The following is a 16,933-nucleotide window of genomic DNA, read 5'->3' as shown; positions in this document are numbered from 1 at the left end:
TTACTGATAACTGATTTAGGATTCTACCATTTGCAGAAATTGGGCTTCTGAAAGGGTTTTAATGCCTAATTTTTGAGCCTTTTTGAGTTTCTCACCGGGAGCTTTACCGAGGAGAATATAATCAGTGTTCGCACTGGGGGAACCGGTAACAGTACCACCGACATTAATAATCAATGATTTCGCTTGCTCACGACTGATTTTGCTGAAGGTTCCTAGTATAACTACGGTTTTTCCTCTTAGGGTATTTTCTGCGGATTCTTGACTCGTCTGGACTATCTTTGCTGCGGGTTGCACTTCTAAACTTGTATCGGCAACTGTGATTTTTTCTGCTGCCACTACCGGAGTTTCCTTGGCAATCACCGGGGGGGTTTCTGGTTCTTCTACTACCAGAGTCTCGCTAATAATTGCTTCTGGTTCATTAGTGGTAATGGGGGCAGTTTGTCGAGAGAAATCGTCTCTTTCTTGTTCTAGGTTTTGAATTTGAACCTCTAAAGCGGTGATTTCTTGTTGCTTAGTTGTTAACTCACTCTCAAACTTAATTTTTTCCTTTTCTAAAGCTTTAGCTGCCGTTTTTTGGGCTTCTAAATCTTGAGTTAGTTGGCGATTTTGTTGGCTTAATTCCTCGATATGACGGGAAGTTGTGGCTTCCAATTGGTCTTTTTCGGCACTTAATTGGTGTAGTTGAATCTCTAAATTAGCAATATTTTCCCGATAGGTTTCTAACTGTTGGGGTAACTGGGTTAATTCCTGTAATTGCCCTTCTAAATCAGCAATTTTTGCCTGAGAATCGGCCAATTGTTGGGGTAACTGGGTTAATTCCTGTAATTGCCCTTCTAAATCAGCAATTTTTGCCTGAGAATCAGCCAATTGTTGGGGTAACTGGGTTAATTCCTGTAATTGCCCTTCTAAATCAGCAATTTTTTCGGCAGCAGTGGTTAATTCTGCCGATAATTCCCCTTTCCGGGCTGCTAAAGCTTGTAACTCCAGTTTAGCTGCTTCGAGGTCAGCGCCGAGACTGTCCTTTTCGGCGGTTATGGCTGTCACTTGAGCGACAGTTTCTTGGAGTTTTATAGTTAAATTGTCGCATTCTTGCCCTAAAGAGAGCGATCGAGTTTGAATTGCGGCTAAATCTTCGCTGAGAGACTTTTTTTGCTGCTCTAACCCGCTAATTTGACCCTGTAAGCTGGCTATTTCCTGCTGTCCTTGCTCATACTGTTCTGTTTGGTGAGCTAGATTCTGTTCTAAGGTTTGAATTTGACTTTGCCAGCTGGGAATTTGGGCGGCTAAATCGCTTAATTCTTGGTTTTTATGCTCTAAATCGGCCACTTTCGCCCTTAATTCCTCGGCTTTTTCTAGCTCTTGCTGTAAGAGAGCTTTATCCTGTTCTAGGGTCTGAATTTGACTATAGAGAGAGGTGGTCTGTTTTTTAGTCAAATCAAATTGACGGTTAATTTCGCCTTTTTGCTGCTCTAAAGTTTGAATCTGTGCCTCTAGGCTAGTAATTTGGGCTTTTTCTCCCTCTAATTGCTCCATCAGACCAGCTTTCTCCGCTTCTATTTCCTTAGCGGTGGTTTTCAGGTGTTCAATTTCACCCTCACCTATCTGGACAGCTTGCTGGAGGGACTGGAGAGAATTTTCTAAATCCGTAGCTTTGTGCTGTAATTGGGCGGAATGTTGTTCTATGTGAATGATTTTGGCGTGCAGCTGCTGATTTTCGTCTTTTAAATCTGATTGCGCCACGTCTAAACCCTTGACTTGAACCAACAAATCTGAGTTACTTTGCTGTAATTGCGCTTGTGCGGCTAAAAGGGCGGTATTTTTGCTGACGAGACCAGAGCGCGACCAGAGGAATAGTCCTCCGAAAACAGCACTTAAACCTAATCCTTCATAAATTAATTCGTTGAGCATATCTACCCTCCTAGACAAGCGAAAAACAGTCACCTAACCGAACTGATGCGGCAATTTTGGTTATAGACCTACATCTCTACTTATATCAGTTACGGGGTGCATTCGGGGAAAGGGCGGGGAAAAAGTCACCTCTTTCACCCTGCTGTAAAAAGTGATTTAGCTATTCGCGTCATGCTAACTGGTATCTGATCTCATTCTTGGGTGATTTCCAGGTCAATTTCTTCCTGATGATCAAAATAGTAGCCCATGGCCGCAGGAGCTATGGTTGATAATTATCCATTGACCGCGATTGCCTTTTGACCTTTGACCCCTTCCCCTTGAACTGCGATCGCTTATTAGTTGATAGTCAATAATTGATTGAAAAAACACGGATGAGAAGCTAGGGACATTTCTTCTCCGCCAAGTCGCTAGAATGGGACTAGACTTCTCAAGCTTGAAGAATCTTCCTATGTCAGACGCTGTAACGATCGCCGATATTTACAAGTTATTTGAAAGAACTGAGGCCCAATTTGCCGAGTTTCAAAAGGAAGCCGATCGCCGCAGTGCCGAAGCCGATCGCCGCAGAGAGGAAGCTAATCGCACGATGGAAGAATTAAAAAAACAGGTACAAGAAACCACCAAAGCAGTTAATAATCTAACAACGCGCTGGGGTAGATTCGTTGAAGAACTGGTGGAGCCTGCGGTGGTCAGGTTATTTCAGGAACGGGGCATTGATGTCACCCAAACGATGAGTCGCTTGAAAAGTAAGCGTTCTGGGGCAGCAATGGAGATTGATATTGTGGCGGTGAATGGGAGCGAGTTGGTGGCTGTGGAATGTAAATCTCGACTGTCGAGGGATGATGTAGATGATTTTGTCAGCCGATTACAGCGATTTAAGGTTGCTTTCCCCCAATTTCGAGAGTTTCGGGTTTATGGGGCAGTGGCGGGTATTGAAATTGACGAGGGGATAGATGTCTATGCCTATCGGCGCGGTTTGTTTGTGATTAAGCAGTCGGGGGAAACGGTTAAAATTATCAATGATGCTCAGTTTCAACCTTTGGGTTTTGCTTAAGGTGTTTAATCTCTTTTTTAAGAAGATGTAATTCTGCGATCGCCCTTTTAATTAATAATGAATAGTTGATAATGTAAACTGTCAGGAGTCATTTGGGAAACCATTATGGAAATAAAAAATATTAAACAAAAAGCCAGAAATTTAATCGATAAATTGCCAGATAATTCTACATGGGATGATTTGATGTATGAGATTTATGTGAGACAGGCAATTGAAGCCGGGTTAGCCGATAGTGAGGCGGGAAAGGTTATTTCTGTGGCAGAGGTACGCACTAAGTTCAAGCTAGAGCCATGAAAGTTTTCTGGACAGAAACCGCCGTTAATCATTTATCAGCCATCTACAACTACATATCACAAAACTCCCCTCAATATGCTCAAAGACTGGTTGAAAGATTGACTAGACGCTCAGAACAGATCGCTAATTTTCCCTTTTCGGGTTGTCTTGTTCCGGAGTTTGAAACTGAGCAGATCCGAGAAGTTATCGAGGGTTCTTATCGCATAATTTATTATATCAAGCCTGAGCAAATCGATGTTATTGCGGTACTTCATGCTGCCCGAAATATTGAAAATCCACAGGACTAACGATAATCCAAGACCATTGGGGAAGTAAATTAATGGCAGCAGTGAAGATTACCAAAAAGGGCAAGAAAGAACCACAAAGGCACAAAGAACACAAACATTTTCTTACTCATAACTTTCTAGCAGGTAGCATACTACAAAAAAATCGGGGCGGCAGTGGTTAAGTTGGCATTTGCGCTTCTGTCTTCTATATTGATAGTTAGTAGTAAATAGTTGATAATTATCCATTGAAACCCGCGATCGCTCTTTAAAATAGGATGAAAAAATGCGATCATATTATTGTTAAAAATTGACTATTTACATTTCAAGTCTATTTTCAATCTTTGCTCTCAGTCATTTCTTCCCAAATAGTGACGATTATACTAATAGGTAAAAGAACAACAAGAAAAGGAATAGAAATTAAAATTATTAATAAATCGATCAAAGGTTTTAGGTCTCGACCATTATATGTACAAAAAAGAAACAAGCCATTTTCAAATTGATTCCACAACCCGTAAAGCCACCTCAACATTGGATTTGAAATGTTAAGTTCAAAGTCAAGTTTTCTAGCTTCAAATTTTACTCTGCGCTTCATTTTTAAAGTATCTAAATTTCTTTTGATAACACTTTTAAAGTGAAGAGATACATTTTTAGCGTATTTCGACTTTGTGTATTTTCTCAGTTTTCTTAAAACTTTACTCCAATTTGAATAGATGGCAACAACATCGTAACCCAACAAAGGAAGATTGCATATTTTTCTCTCAAAAAGAAGATAGTATTCATTGGCAATTTGGTAGTTTTTAAGATAAAAGTAAACATTTGCTAATTGAGAGTAAATAATTGCTTCATTTTGTAAGTCTTCTAATTCTTTTACAATTTCTAAAGCTTCCTCAAAAAGAGGAATAGCCTGTTGATACTGCTTTTGATCGTAATGAATTTTACCAATTCCAGTTAAACATTCTATTCTTAAACTTTTACGTTTTAGTGAGTAGCGTGAAAAAAAATATTTATTCTTAACTTTAAGTGAAGAAAGTGCCATCTCATAGTATATTTTAGCATCAGAATACAGCTTATAGACTCGATAAGTTTGTGCAACACCCAGGGTAACTGGGACAAATAAACTATCCAATATTGCATGATTATTTGTGTTACCTAGTATAAGATCATCATTTTCATCATCTATCATAAAATCGTGATGTAAATGAAGGGCATAACTATAACGCTTCATTGCATTATCATAATCTTTAATTTTAAAATAGCAATCGCCACACCCTAATAAAGCATTGATCTTAATTTCTAAATTAGCTAAACTTGTATAACCAAATTTCTGAGTAACACCTGTTTCTTCAAGCCATTGACTTTTATTAAAGCATTTCTCATATTCATCAGCAGCCTCACCTAATAAGCCAAGAGAAGCCAGAATACTTGCCTCTACTAAGCGAGTTTTAAAAAAATAGTGATAATAGAAGTTTTGATAGTTGGTATTGTCATAAATATCAAAATATCTGTAGAGTTTGAGTTCATCCTCAGAAATTAAATGAGGAGGACTAGAGTAATGAAATAACAACCCCCTGATGGATTCATGTGCTTTCTTATATTGACCTGTCCTTTCATAAGCTTTTGCCAATAGTAGTGTCGTAATTGAATCCTGACTATAATCTAAGGCGGATTCATCGCCGCTCTTAATGGAAAGAATGGATTCATAAATATCTTTTTCTTCCTCGTAATACCCCCATTCATGAAGTTGTTTACACAGCTTAAAATTATTAATATGTTTAAGTGGAATAAATAAAAACAAAATTGCCTTGTCATATTCTTGCAAGTCTTCCCATAAATGACTAAAAATCTGTAAATAATGCTCAATCGTCTTTAAATTAGGTACTTTTTCATAATCTTCTTCATCTCTAGCTATTAAACTAAAGGGAGTTTTTATAGTAGTATTATCCGAATTATCAGTTAAAAACTGTAGAATTATACGATAACGACGACGCTTAGTCTTTTTCATTGATTTTAATTCTGTTGGGTTTATCTCCAAACAAGATAAAACTGCTTGAATATATTCAGCTTCATCAGGAGATTTATTCTTTAGATAATCAGGTACTTGCACATGACTTATATCCTTAGAATTTTCAGATAATTTAGGTGTATTTTCCAATAGCAAATTTTGATTGATCGGCAACAATTTTAATTGACTCACAGACTGAATAGAAGCTTTATGTTTATCTAATTCTTTCTGTACCTTATCTCTTAAAAGATTAATATTAATATTGAGACTTTCTAAAATCTTAACGCCTAAATTATCTGTATCTTGTAATAAAGACCACAATAAATAGATGCTTGAAATGAATCCTAGCTTATCACGATGAGCTTTTGCAACTGCCTTAGCAATAACATTTTTAGCTTTTAGCGTAAAAGCTGGTTTATAACTTTTTCGAGGAGAATTAAATCCGATACCGATGACATTAATAATCTCTAAATGAATTACATCTAAATCCAAGGGAAATTGATTTAAAATAAACGTATGAGACTCCGACATAATTTGTAAGAGTCCCAACAATAAAAATTCAGGGCCAGCATATTTATGCCCCAACTCCCGCGCCTGACTTTGAGCGGCTCTAATAACCTTAAAAGCATCTAACGTAAACCTTATATCGTTCCATTCCATTTTTAATTTTCCTCCTCTTCCTCTATTTTTTTTAGATGTTTTAATGCTAGACTGCGAATTAAATTATGTTGTCGAACCAAACCACTACCATTTTCCCATTCAACTAAAAAATGATCCTCTAAAATGTCAAATGCTGATTCTTGTTCATCCCGGTCACAGTCTAAATCATCTAATTGTTGTAACCACCATGATTTTTTGACAGCAATACGATATAAAGAACTGGCACATAGTAAATAATAAGCATTATAAGAATCATCTTTTAATCTTTCAAAAGTTATATCGAGTCGTTTTCTGACTCGTTCACGCAGAGCTTTACTGTAATTATCTAATCGCCACTGATCATCTTTTGAGCTAATCATCCCTTGAGTATGAGCTTCTTCTATAGATTTTTCAACTTCTTCTATTTCTTTTCCATACTCTTCCCAATAAACTTTTAAATTTCCGTTATATTTTACATCTCCAATTTCTCCTGCAATGACTTTTAGAGCTAAAGGATGACCTTCGTAAACCGATCCAATGCGTAGCAAATAAGAACGATTACTTGCATCATCATTGGCTTCTAAACCCAGATTTTCAAATAATTCTAACTGTTCCGATGCAGTCAAACCTTTTAAAATATAGTAATCCCAGTAACTGCCTTCATATTTCGGATTGAATTGCTTAGATTTTTCTTGGGTGGTAATAATGATTCGACTAGCGCAGTCACCATCTAGATATTGATCAAAAAATTTGACCCACTCTTGATCTTTAAAATTTCCCCAGCCTTCTTCTTCATCACCTTCAAGAATAAATTCTAAAGAGTCTAAAATAATAAGATAAGGGTTATTTTTCAATCTATACAACAGGCGCGGCATCAAAAGATCATTTTTTCTATCATCTCCAAAAATAGTCTCTCCCCAGCCTTCCAGCCAGCGAACTGCCGTACTGTTAAAGTCAGAAGATTTAGAATCAACATCAAAACGATCAATTAAAAATCGTTTCCAATTTTCTTTTAAAAAATTCACATATAACTTATTAGCCAAGCATTCAGCTAAGGCGGTTTTCCCAATTCCTGTAATACCTTCCAGAATAAGTAAACGACAGCCACTATTTAGTTTTTCAAGTAATTCTAAAATCAACTCGTTTCTGCCAGCCCATGCTTGATCATACTGGGAGAAATGGGGAGAATTTTTCACAATATTTTCATCACCACTATCAACGATCTTTTCCCAATCGGCCCCTACGACGGTACAAATTTCCTTGAAAACATCCGAGTCAATAGGTTCCCGTCTCCAAAATCTTTTTAAATGATGAAGACCCTTTCCATAATTGACAGACATGGCCCAAGACGGAGATTGTCTGCCCCAGTCTTTGAGCTTCCGTAGTCCATCAACTATAGCTAAACCTTTCTGAGATGCCCGAAGAGTAGCTGCCATATTAACCCAATTCAAATTTTAAATTACTTATTTTTCACGATAATACATATTTTAAATGGTGTCAACATAGTTTTAGCTCACTTTTGGCTCAGTATTTAGTTCATTTTTTTAAAAGATATTTTGAGCCATAAACAAGAGCCATTTCTGAACTAAAAATATCAAAAGTTTAAGCAATAATTTGATGTAGTAACCAATAATTGGAGAAAACCTAATGATGATTTTTTTCAAACACTTCCAAAAACTGACTCGCTACGAATTTCCGACTGTTTTAGTGCAAATCGTAGTGATTATCTCCTGCTGTGCCACCTGCGCTAACTACCAGCTTAACCGAGATCGTAATGTTAATCCTCCTCAACTTTCCACAATCCGTTGTGACAATGAAAAATCTGCCGCTACTCTATCTAATAACCGTCTTGTTTCTCCTTTGTCCTCTAGCAACGTTAATAATAACGCTGCTACTCACTAACGTCTTATTATTGCCCAAGCTTAAACAAGATGGCCAAATTTTCTGCCTTGCTTTTACTTCTCTGGCTTGTGCTTTAATCGCTTGCTTTTTCTAACTTTAATTGGGATTACACTCAAAGGCGATCACGTTTTCAATAGCTCATGGATAGGCGATCGCCGTTTTTGCTGACAATTAACACTCGTTCGATTTTCGGGGTTTCAGGAGAGTCAATTTTTCGCTTTAATTGGTAAAATTTCTCAGCGATGGCGATTGTTCCGCTAATAATGCCGATGATAGTGGCGATGGTAGCAAGGGTTCCCTCTTTCTCCACTTCGGAGATAACTTCGTAGCTACCTTGCACCCCTTCCATCTCTAGGATCTCCTGAGCAACTTTGATAGCATCGGCTCCTTCAATTTCTATCCGCATCAGTTTTGTTCCTCCTGTCAGTACCCAAGCAAAATGATCCTAAATCCGTTTATTAAAAACTGATTATCTATTCCCCCTTTTGCCTGTCCTGATATCTAGCCTATACTCAACGAATTTAGTATGACCAGCTTAGTTGGGGAAAAAATCTCAATTACCGTCAATAGTTGACCTAAGAAAATATTTCAGTCTCTCCGTCGGGAAATAACCTATTAGAGACTGAAAAATCTTAGTCATTCCATTCCCCTTTGGGTGGTACGGGGGGATTGCGTCGAAGATGACGGGTTAAGTCCTCATCCGGTTGTTTCTCTCCTCTTAGCCACTGTTTAATCGCTGTTTCGATAATGCGACTAGGATCGTTAGTCAGGTGTTTAATCTGGTCTAAAACTTCCGAGTCAAGGTGAATAGCGATTTCAACTTTCTCCGCCGTGCGCTGAGTCGGTGTAGCATTGTCGTTCATAAGCTCTATTAATGATTGCTATCTATCATTCTACCCGTCAGTCGAGGATTCTCATCCAAGAGTTTATCTATAGTAATCCGATTTGGACAAATCATAGAGCCTTTCCTTAGCCATTGCCCTTTGCCTGATTTTGTCACCATAATCAAGCCTACCCTAGTTTCCTGTGGATGCCGAGAGGGGAAGCCAAGGCCGAAACCCTGACTATACTTGCAGTTTAGCTTTTTTACCTTTTACTTTTCACTTTTGCTCCAGCCTTAGAGACTTTACCTCTACAATGAATTAAGGAATCTAAAATTTTATAAACCCCTGACTTTTGCCAGCAGTGAACCACGATGACTGACGTTCCCGTTTCTCGCATTCGCAATTTTTCCATCATCGCTCATATCGATCATGGTAAATCAACTCTCGCCGATCGCCTCCTGCAAATTACGGGAACCGTAGCCCAACGGGAGATGAAAGAACAATTTCTCGATAATATGGACTTGGAACGGGAACGAGGTATCACCATCAAGTTACAAGCGGCACGCATGGATTATACCGCTAAGGATGGTCAAAAATACGTTCTCAATCTGATTGATACCCCCGGCCATGTGGATTTTTCCTACGAGGTTTCTCGGTCTCTAGCGGCGTGCGAGGGAGCTTTATTAGTTGTGGATGCGTCCCAAGGAGTAGAGGCGCAAACTTTAGCCAATGTTTACCTAGCACTGGAAAATAACCTCGAAATTATCCCAGTTTTAAATAAAATCGACCTACCCAGTGCCGAACCGGAACGAGTCGCAGCGGAAATCGAGGAAGTGGTGGGTTTAGACTGTAGTGAGGCGATTCGGGCCTCGGCTAAGGCTGGGATCGGTATTAATGATATTCTAGAGTCGATCGTCCAATTGGTTCCCCCTCCCCAAGATACCCTCGCAGAACCCTTCCGAGCTTTAATTTTTGATAGTTATTACGACGCTTATCGAGGGGTAATTGTCTATTTCCGCGTCATGGATGGTCGGGTGAAAAAGGGCGATAAAATTCGTTTTATGGCTTCTGGTAAAGAATTTGTGATCGATGAATTGGGAATTTTATCACCGCAACAGGTACAGGTAAATGAACTGCACGCGGGAGAAGTGGGTTATCTGGCAGCTGCGATTAAAACTGTTGCTGATGCCCGGGTGGGTGATACGATTACTCTAACCGCTAAACCGGCAAAAGAGCCTTTACCCGGTTATACGGAAGCAAAACCGATGGTTTTCTGCGGATTATTCCCCACCGATGCCGATCAGTATGCCGATCTCAAAGATGCCCTGGAAAAGTTAAAATTAAACGATGCAGCTCTATCCTACGAACCGGAAACTTCTAGCGCCATGGGTTTTGGTTTCCGTTGCGGTTTCTTGGGACTGCTACACATGGAAATCGTCCAGGAAAGACTAGAAAGGGAATATAACTTAGATTTAATTACCACTGCTCCCTCGGTAGTTTATCGGGTTACTACCACCGATGGGGAAATTGTCGAAGTGGATAATCCTAGTTTGTTACCTTCCCCACAAAAACGGGAAAAAATTGAGGAACCTTATATCCAAGTGGAAATGATTACTCCGGAAACCTATGTAGGCGCTTTGATGGAATTATGTCAAAGTCGTCGGGGAGTTTTCAAGGATATGCGTTATTTTACTAAAACTCGCACCGCTTTGATTTATGAGTTACCTTTAGCGGAAGTGGTGACGGACTTTTTTGATCAATTAAAATCTCGATCGCGCGGTTATGCTAGTATGGAATATCAATTAATTGGCTATCGGGAAAATGAGCTAGTTAAATTAGATATTATGGTCAATGGTGATCCCGTTGATGCTTTAGCGATGATCGTTCACCGAGATAAAGCTTATTATGTTGGTCGCGCTTTAACTGAAAAGTTAAAAGAATTGATTCCCCGGCATCAATTTAAGGTTCCCATTCAAGCAGCTATTGGTTCTAAAATTATCGCTAGTGAACATATTCCCGCTTTAAGAAAGGATGTCTTAGCTAAGTGTTATGGTGGTGATATTAGCCGCAAGAAAAAGCTGTTAGACAAGCAAGCAAAAGGGAAGAAACGGATGAAAGCGATCGGAACTGTTGATGTCCCCCAGGAGGCATTTATGGCAGTCCTAAAACTCGATCCTCAGTAAAGTCTAGGGGTGAGAATTAACTCACCCTTTTTACTTTTAGCAGTGGGGAATTATTATGAAACTTTTGAGATTATCCTATCAAGATTTATCCTCTGGATTAAGTATAGATTCTTGCAAATTTTTTCCAGATTTGAATTTATTAGTCGGTATCTCAGGTGCAGGAAAAACCTCTATTTTAAAGGCCATTAGTAATTTAAAAAGAATCGCTAATGGTGCATCGGTAAATGGGGTAAAATGGGATGTAGAATTTTTAACCAATGATCATATTCGTTATCATTGGTTGGGTGAATTTACTTCTGATCAAACCCTAGTCACTGAATATATTTATAGAGAGCATAGGGAAATAATTAAAAGAGAAAACGCTCAAACTTGGTTTAATGCTTAAAAAATCTGTAAATTATCACCTCTTTATAGTGTTGCAGAACTGTTAATTCTTAAACCTGATCTTTACCCATTCGAGCATAATTTAATCAAATTGACACATATTTTAATGAATATATTGTACAATTTTATCACAAGTATAATCGTAACTCCAGAAAAACAGTCATAAAAGTGCCGTCAGTCTCTTCAGTTAGCAGTTACCAGATAGAAGTTAAAAATTGGCAATTTACTTGATGTTATGGCTTCCTTACGCGATATTCTCAGTTACTATCGCAATTATCAAAAAGCCGCCTTTTTGAGCATTGCTGCCTCCAGTGTCTTTGAAATTATCGATCTGATGGTTCCCTACGCTGTCGGACAGATTCTTAATGTTCTTTCCGATCAACCTTTAGATGGATTCGTACAATCTTTAGTTAATCGCACCATGATTTTAACTCCCTTTGCCCCAGAAAAGTGGGTTAGTTTGGCGGTATTATTAGGCTTAATTTTCCTAACTACAGTAATTAAAGCACCAATTCAGCCTTGGCTGGGTGTATGGTTTCACTGGGAAATATCCTTAAGAGCGCGACGAGATCATCTCAAAAAAATTATTGCCAAAATTCTCACCTTACCTCTATCTTTTTACGATGAAAATAATCCAGGACGCATCGCTAACCGGATCGCCAAAGGGATAGAAAATCATACTTGGACTTATCCCGAAGTGGCGGGAATGATGATCCCAAAATTGTTTAGAGTTTTGGGTATCTTTATTGTTATTTGGATAATTCAATGGCAGATCGCCCTCGCTTTTGTTATTTCTTTTGTATTAATTGTAGCCTTTATTTTGAGAGATTTAAAAGATTTAATGCAAAAAGAAAGAATTCTGGATCAGCACATCGAAAATACCCAAAGTCGCAATTCTGAGATTATTACTAACATCAAAACTGTCAAAGCTTTTGCCACAGAAGGACAGGAATTATATCGTCAGAAACAGCGTTTAGAGAGAGAATTTACCTACGTTATCTATCGCATTCATAAGGGTTATGTGGACTTAATTACTTGGGAAAAAACCCTCGTCCAAGCTAGTTTATTTGGAGTATTTTTCTTTACTCTCCTAGCCACCGTTCAACAGAAAATCTCGATCGGGCATTTTATCACCATCTATACCCTCGCTAGTATGGCCTATGCGGAATTAGATCCCCTATCCCAAATGGCAGAAACTTTCGCCCGTCGCTATGCTTCTATGGCACGTTTACAGGAATTTATCAACTTACCCAGTGGCACTGATGCCGGTAGTCTTTTAGCCGATCATGCCCAAGATAATCCCTATCATTTTACGGGGAAAGTAGAATTAAGTAATCTTAGCTTTGGCTATAGTCCAGAAAGAACCATTCTCAAGGATATTAATCTGCTGATTGAACCCTATCAAACCGTGGCATTAGTCGGAAAATCAGGTTCAGGCAAATCCACTTTAGTTAAGTTACTTTTCCGCTATTTTGAACCGAGTCAAGGGCAAATTCTGATAGATGGCGAGGATATTAGTCGCTTGGATGTGACTTGGTATCGGCGACGGTTAGCGATTGTCCATCAAGAAGTAGATGTTTTTAATGGTACAGTGTTAGAAAATCTCACCTACGGTAATCCTAATATTAGCTTCGAGAAGGTAGCAGAAGCCTGTAAAATTGCCCGTGTTGATGAATTTATTCAGGAGTTACCTAATGGTTATTCCACTATTGTAGGGGAAAGGGGCGTGCGTCTTTCGGGGGGACAAAGACAGCGTTTAGGAATTGCTAGAGCTTTAATTGTCGATCCAGATGTGTTAGTTTTTGATGAGGCCACTTCTAGCTTAGATTATGAGTCAGAAAGAGCCATTCAACTAGCCATGAAATCCATTTTAGGCACTCGCACCACAATTATTATCGCCCACCGTCTCAGTACCGTTCGAGAAGCGGATCAAATTGTCGTCTTAGATAATGGTCGTATTGTCGAGATCGGTAGCCATGATCAATTATTAAATCAGCAGGGAATCTATCAACGTCTCCACTCTTTGCAAGAAAGCGGTGAACTGGTTTAGTCTTAAAATAGTCTCCGATAGCGGACCGAGAAAATATATCTAATGGGAGTTGATACTATGTCTAACGAAACCGTTACCTATTCCCTAGAAGCTGTTTTGACTAGAATTGAGGGGAAAATTGACAGTCTCCAAAAAGATGTTAATCAAAAATTTGACAGTTTCCAAAAAGATGTTGACCAAAAATTTGAAAGTCTCCAAAAAGATTTTGACCAAAAATTTGACAAAATCGACGAACGGTTAAATAAGCTAGAGGTAGGACAGGCAAAGTTAACTGAAAAGGTTGAGGGCATCGATAATCGCCTAAAATCAGTGGAAGGAACCCAAAAAAATCAGGTTTGGACATTAATTATTCTTTTGGCAAGTGCGATCGCTACTGCTGGTTGGAAAGTATTTTTTTCAGGTAATCCCTAGAATTAAACAGTGGCTATTAGTCACAGTTTCAAGTTTTGTCGGGGTAGTGATTCGGTAGTAGTGGCGTAGCTCTCTTGCTTATCTAGCCTGAGTTGTGTAGAATATTTACTAATAAAAATAATTGCTTGATAAATGTTAAAGATTTGCTTTTTATGATTGCTATTTTTATCAATCTCTTCTCTTGTATAATTAAACCTTGGTTAAATTATGATGGAGATTTAGAACATTTTCTTCTGACAAAAAATTAACAAACTTCAACATCTTGTTGTCCTAAATTCGGTTCTTATTTATGAAAATATAGCTGTCATACGTCATATTGGCGTAAATTTATTGTCCCAAGAAAAGACTGCCAGGGTAGGCATTGAGAACAAGCGACTTACTGCTGGTTGGAATAATCACTATCTGGAAACTGTTCTTGGTTGTCTTAATATTTCTACGAACTAAATATTATTAAACTTTGGACAAAAGAAAACCTAATTGGCGTAAAAGTTACACCAATTAAAATCCTGCTTTTTTTGTTACTATCAGTTGCTGTTGGAAAAATCAGTTCGTTGGCTTATAGTTTATAATACCAGCTTTGTTTTTTGATTTTGCTTTGTTTGATAACGAATCAGATGACAATGGTGCGGAATCAATATTGGTTATGGCAAAACGCTCCTAAGAACCGCTATTTTTCAGCTTTTTTACGCGCTGAGAAAGAGGAGATATTGTCTCCAATTAGATTTGCGTAAAAGGGTTCTTCTAGAGTAGCTATGATATTTTAGCAGAAAATAGTCCACACAAGCTTTGCCAAGTAAGGCTCACCAGAATTAAAAAAAGCAATTTTAATAAAAAAGCTTTTTGCTTTGTTCGATCCTAGTCTATTTAAGGGTTTAGGCTCATTGAAACTACTAATTTGCCATAACCAGTCTAGGAGAACCCGTAAATTTTACGCAAATCTTTTTTTCTTTGTCCAAAGTCCAAAAATGTTAAGAATTGTGTGCGACTGCCCTGAAATCGCTATAATCATCCCAGCAGAGGCGATAGTAATCCCTCGATCATCCACTGGTTAACGATCGCTAATAATTAGACAAACTTGGTTTTCTCAAGCGGTTTCGAGACAGCCAACCCCTGAGTTTACCGGTCGACGATGGACGGTGAGCTTGTCGAATCCGTCGATTGAGCCGCCACATTTCCACAAGCTCAATGACCACTAGCCTTTTTTCGGAGTCGATCGAACCATGTTGCAAGGATGGATTCAAATCGCGCTCACGATCCTGATAATCGTGGCAATCACCCCCTTTTTCGGGCGCTATATGGCGAGGGTTTTCATGGAACGGAGAACCCTACTCGACCCACTGTGCGATCGAGTCGAGAGTCTTCTCTACACCTTCGTCGGGGTGAAAGGGAAAGAGAATATGACCGGCTGGCAGTACCTCCGCGCCGTTCTCTACAGTAACGCGGTGATGGCAATTCTGGTTTTTTCCCTGATTGCGGGCCAAGGATTCCTTCCCCTCAACCCGACGGGGATCCCCGCCCCTTCTTGGGACACCACCCTACATACGACGATTTCCTTTATCACCAACACCAACCAACAGCATTATTCCGGAGAAACCACCCTCAGCTACGCGAGTCAGATCTGGGGTCTCGGCTACCAGATGTTCACCTCGGCCGGAACCGGTCTAGCGGTGGGGATCGCCTTTATTCGGGGACTGACGGGGCGACCGTTGGGCAATTTCTACGTGGATCTGATCCGATCGATCACCCGTATCCTCTTACCGATCTCGATCGTGGGGGCAATGGCCCTGATCATCGCCGGGGTCCCGGAAACCCTCGCCGGCCCGGCGATCTTGCCGACGCTAGAAAACCCCAACCTCAGTCAGGCGATCGCCCGCGGTCCAGTGGCCCACTTCGAGATTATTAAGGAATTGGGAGAAAACGGCGGCGGCTTTTTTGCCAGCAACTCGGCCCACCCCTTGGAAAACCCGAACGGATTCGTCAATCTGGTGCAATTAGTCGCTATTCTCTCGATTCCCACCTCCCTGATCTATACCTACGGGGTTTTCGCCGATAATCTCAAGCAAGCTCGATTAATCTATCTAATTCCCCTCGGTATCTTCATCGGCTTTACGATCATCACAGCGATCGGGGAATATAACGGCAACCAGGCGGTTAACTCCCTACTAGGGGTCGATCGAGCGGTTAACTTGGAGGGTAAAGAAGTACGCTTCGGTTGGGCGCAATCGGCCCTGTACGCGGTAACTACCACGGCCACCATGTGCGGTGCGGTGATCGCCATGCACGATTCCTTGATGCCGAACGGCGGCTTCGCCACCCTCTCGAATCTGTTCCTGCAAATCGTTTTCGGAGGCCAGGGAACTGGCACCGCCTACCTGTTTGCCTATCTAATCCTCGCAGTATTCGTCACCGGGCTAATGGTGGGAAGAACCCCGGAATTCCTCGGGCGCAAAATTGAGAAACGGGAAGTGGTGTTAGCGAGTTTTTTAATTCTGCTGGTTCACCCGATCGCCATCCTCATCCCCGGAGCGATCGCCCTTGCCTTTCCCGACTTTCAGGGCATCAGTAACCCCGGCTTTCACGGATTATCTCAAGTTATCTACGAGTACGCTTCCGCCGCCGCCAATAACGGGTCGGGATTCGAGGGACTGGGGGATTCCCAACCCGCACCGCTTGCGATCGCAGATGGAGCAAAACCGACGATTACAGCCCTTTGGTGGAATCTCAGCACCTCCTTTAGTTTACTGGCCGGACGGTATATCCCGATCGCAGCCCTGCTCTTCTTAGCCGATGGGATGTCCCGCAAACAACCGGTTCCCGCCACCACCGGAACCCTCCGCACCGATACCGGACTCTTTACCGGCGTGACGGCGGGGGTGATTTTAATTCTCGGTGCGCTCACTTTCTTGCCGATATTAGCCCTGGGTCCGATCGCGGAAGCCTTTCAAATCACCCGGATGATCGGCTAGGAGTTTAGACAGGGTTTGCGGCAAAAAGTTTTTCCGGGGGGTAGGGTGTGGGG

15 protein-coding genes are annotated in these 16,933 nt (G+C 40.4%); 9 read left to right on the top strand and 6 right to left on the bottom strand.

Translation table 11 applies throughout. From position 1 onward, the window contains the following. Positions 1-15: 15 nt before the first annotated feature. Complete coding sequence (locus tag IQ224_RS06485; RefSeq protein ID WP_002744298.1) at positions 16-1,908, bottom strand: BRCT domain-containing protein; 1,893 nt, start codon at positions 1,906-1,908, stop codon at positions 16-18. Between the two features lie 448 nt (positions 1,909-2,356). On the opposite strand from IQ224_RS06485, the gene IQ224_RS06480 reads away from it, so the two are divergent. The 3 genes from IQ224_RS06480 (at position 2,357) to IQ224_RS06470 (ending at position 3,540) form a co-directional block, all read left to right on the top strand. Then, positions 2,357-2,959 (top strand): DUF3782 domain-containing protein, encoded by a 603-nt coding sequence (locus IQ224_RS06480; RefSeq protein ID WP_002744300.1) that lies wholly within the window; start codon positions 2,357-2,359, stop codon positions 2,957-2,959. Between the two features lie 105 nt (positions 2,960-3,064). Next, positions 3,065-3,253: a hypothetical protein gene (locus IQ224_RS06475; protein WP_002744301.1), complete on the top strand. Its 189-nt coding sequence runs from the start codon at positions 3,065-3,067 to the stop codon at positions 3,251-3,253. Continuing rightward, the gene (locus IQ224_RS06470; RefSeq protein WP_194032728.1) at positions 3,250-3,540 is read left to right on the top strand and encodes a type II toxin-antitoxin system RelE/ParE family toxin; all 291 of its coding nucleotides are present in this window, start codon (positions 3,250-3,252) and stop codon (positions 3,538-3,540) included. Before IQ224_RS06475 ends, IQ224_RS06470 begins: the two co-directional genes overlap by 4 nt. A gap of 131 nt (positions 3,541-3,671) precedes the next feature. Here IQ224_RS06470 and IQ224_RS23865 read toward each other — a convergent pair whose 3' ends face one another. The 3 genes from IQ224_RS23865 to IQ224_RS06460 are packed head-to-tail and all read right to left on the bottom strand — an operon-like array spanning position 3,672 to position 7,596. After that, entirely contained in the window at positions 3,672-3,812 is a 141-nt protein-coding gene (locus IQ224_RS23865; protein ID WP_228036115.1) for a hypothetical protein, read from the bottom strand. Positions 3,813-3,853: 41 nt separating this feature from the next. Next, positions 3,854-6,181, bottom strand: a complete 2,328-nt coding sequence (locus IQ224_RS06465) for a tetratricopeptide repeat protein (RefSeq protein WP_194032727.1) — start codon at positions 6,179-6,181, stop codon at positions 3,854-3,856. A 2-nt stretch (positions 6,182-6,183) separates the two neighbouring features. Continuing rightward, the gene (locus IQ224_RS06460) at positions 6,184-7,596 is read right to left on the bottom strand and encodes an ATP-binding protein (RefSeq protein ID WP_194032726.1); all 1,413 of its coding nucleotides are present in this window, start codon (positions 7,594-7,596) and stop codon (positions 6,184-6,186) included. A 211-nt stretch (positions 7,597-7,807) separates the two neighbouring features. Between IQ224_RS06460 and IQ224_RS06455 the strand changes: the two genes are divergently transcribed. Further along, complete coding sequence (locus IQ224_RS06455; protein ID WP_194032725.1) at positions 7,808-8,062, top strand: hypothetical protein; 255 nt, start codon at positions 7,808-7,810, stop codon at positions 8,060-8,062. A 130-nt stretch (positions 8,063-8,192) separates the two neighbouring features. Here the strand turns inward: IQ224_RS06455 and IQ224_RS06450 are convergent, their stop codons facing one another. Together IQ224_RS06450 and IQ224_RS06445 are read right to left on the bottom strand one after the other, a co-directional pair. After that, entirely contained in the window at positions 8,193-8,468 is a 276-nt protein-coding gene (locus IQ224_RS06450) for a hypothetical protein (protein ID WP_194032724.1), read from the bottom strand. Positions 8,469-8,694: 226 nt separating this feature from the next. Then, the gene (locus tag IQ224_RS06445; RefSeq protein WP_002732463.1) at positions 8,695-8,925 is read right to left on the bottom strand and encodes a type II toxin-antitoxin system CcdA family antitoxin; all 231 of its coding nucleotides are present in this window, start codon (positions 8,923-8,925) and stop codon (positions 8,695-8,697) included. A 332-nt stretch (positions 8,926-9,257) separates the two neighbouring features. On the opposite strand from IQ224_RS06445, the gene lepA reads away from it, so the two are divergent. The 5 genes from lepA (at position 9,258) to kdpA (ending at position 16,880) form a co-directional block, all read left to right on the top strand. Beyond that, entirely contained in the window at positions 9,258-11,069 is a 1,812-nt protein-coding gene (gene lepA, locus IQ224_RS06440; protein ID WP_194032723.1) for a translation elongation factor 4, read from the top strand. 55 nt (positions 11,070-11,124) lie between these two features. Further along, complete coding sequence (locus IQ224_RS06435) at positions 11,125-11,454, top strand: hypothetical protein (protein WP_002744315.1); 330 nt, start codon at positions 11,125-11,127, stop codon at positions 11,452-11,454. Between the two features lie 234 nt (positions 11,455-11,688). Next, a complete protein-coding gene (locus IQ224_RS06430; protein WP_194032722.1) occupies positions 11,689-13,503 on the top strand; it encodes an ABC transporter ATP-binding protein in 1,815 nt (604 codons plus the stop codon). A gap of 57 nt (positions 13,504-13,560) precedes the next feature. Then, a complete protein-coding gene (locus tag IQ224_RS06425) occupies positions 13,561-13,914 on the top strand; it encodes a DUF4164 family protein (RefSeq protein WP_002744319.1) in 354 nt (117 codons plus the stop codon). Between the two features lie 1,220 nt (positions 13,915-15,134). Continuing rightward, the gene (kdpA, locus tag IQ224_RS06420) at positions 15,135-16,880 is read left to right on the top strand and encodes a potassium-transporting ATPase subunit KdpA (RefSeq protein ID WP_194032721.1); all 1,746 of its coding nucleotides are present in this window, start codon (positions 15,135-15,137) and stop codon (positions 16,878-16,880) included. Positions 16,881-16,933: the final 53 nt, after the last annotated feature.

The sequence above is a fragment of the Microcystis sp. LEGE 00066 genome (genome assembly GCF_015207925.1).
GTDB lineage: Bacteria > Cyanobacteriota > Cyanobacteriia > Cyanobacteriales > Microcystaceae > Microcystis > Microcystis ichthyoblabe_A.
The sequence above is the reverse complement of the archived record's forward strand: the minus strand, read 5'-3'. Positions and strand labels throughout refer to the sequence as shown.

What these genes read in the sequence shown, in the direction of transcription:
- IQ224_RS06485 (WP_002744298.1), bottom strand. Translation starts at nt 1,908, where the DNA reads ATGCTCAACGAATTAATTTATGAAGGATTAGGTTTAAGTGCTGTTTTC.
- IQ224_RS06480 (WP_002744300.1), top strand. Translation starts at nt 2,357, where the DNA reads ATGTCAGACGCTGTAACGATCGCCGATATTTACAAGTTATTTGAAAGA.
- IQ224_RS06475 (WP_002744301.1), top strand. Translation starts at nt 3,065, where the DNA reads ATGGAAATAAAAAATATTAAACAAAAAGCCAGAAATTTAATCGATAAA.
- IQ224_RS06470 (WP_194032728.1), top strand. Translation starts at nt 3,250, where the DNA reads ATGAAAGTTTTCTGGACAGAAACCGCCGTTAATCATTTATCAGCCATC.
- IQ224_RS23865 (WP_228036115.1), bottom strand. Translation starts at nt 3,812, where the DNA reads ATGATCGCATTTTTTCATCCTATTTTAAAGAGCGATCGCGGGTTTCAA.
- IQ224_RS06465 (WP_194032727.1), bottom strand. Translation starts at nt 6,181, where the DNA reads ATGGAATGGAACGATATAAGGTTTACGTTAGATGCTTTTAAGGTTATT.
- IQ224_RS06460 (WP_194032726.1), bottom strand. Translation starts at nt 7,596, where the DNA reads ATGGCAGCTACTCTTCGGGCATCTCAGAAAGGTTTAGCTATAGTTGAT.
- IQ224_RS06455 (WP_194032725.1), top strand. Translation starts at nt 7,808, where the DNA reads ATGATGATTTTTTTCAAACACTTCCAAAAACTGACTCGCTACGAATTT.
- IQ224_RS06450 (WP_194032724.1), bottom strand. Translation starts at nt 8,468, where the DNA reads ATGCGGATAGAAATTGAAGGAGCCGATGCTATCAAAGTTGCTCAGGAG.
- IQ224_RS06445 (WP_002732463.1), bottom strand. Translation starts at nt 8,925, where the DNA reads ATGAACGACAATGCTACACCGACTCAGCGCACGGCGGAGAAAGTTGAA.
- lepA (WP_194032723.1), top strand. Translation starts at nt 9,258, where the DNA reads ATGACTGACGTTCCCGTTTCTCGCATTCGCAATTTTTCCATCATCGCT.
- IQ224_RS06435 (WP_002744315.1), top strand. Translation starts at nt 11,125, where the DNA reads ATGAAACTTTTGAGATTATCCTATCAAGATTTATCCTCTGGATTAAGT.
- IQ224_RS06430 (WP_194032722.1), top strand. Translation starts at nt 11,689, where the DNA reads ATGGCTTCCTTACGCGATATTCTCAGTTACTATCGCAATTATCAAAAA.
- IQ224_RS06425 (WP_002744319.1), top strand. Translation starts at nt 13,561, where the DNA reads ATGTCTAACGAAACCGTTACCTATTCCCTAGAAGCTGTTTTGACTAGA.
- kdpA (WP_194032721.1), top strand. Translation starts at nt 15,135, where the DNA reads ATGTTGCAAGGATGGATTCAAATCGCGCTCACGATCCTGATAATCGTG.